General features: G+C 43.2%; 1 protein-coding gene. It reads left to right on the forward strand.

The window, feature by feature from the left end:
• Nucleotides 1-352: AAA-type ATPase lid domain-containing protein (locus HC175_RS21235; RefSeq protein WP_479685258.1), on the forward strand; the 352-nt coding region annotated here is incomplete at both ends.

Consider the following 352-nt stretch of genomic DNA (forward strand, 5'->3'; position numbering starts at 1 on the left):
TGGAAGATGATGCGGTGGAGCTGCTTCAAAAATATCGTTGGAACGGGAATGTGAGGCAGCTGCGAAACATTGCAGAGCAAATTTCTGTGCTGGAGCAGGAACGAAACATCAATGCCACAATCCTTAGGGAATATCTCCCCGGCATTGGCAGTAATTTGCCTGCGGTCATTCAAGAAAAGAAAAAGGATAGCGACTTCAGCAATGAACGTGAGATCCTTTACAAAGTGCTCTTTGATATGAAGAGCGATCTCCATGATCTCAAAAAACTCACCCTGGAGCTTATGGAAAATGATGGCCATAAGAATGTAAAGGAGGAGAATGAAAGCCTTATCAAAAAGATCTACGGAAATGA

It is taken from the genome of Salinimicrobium oceani, from assembly GCF_012037645.1.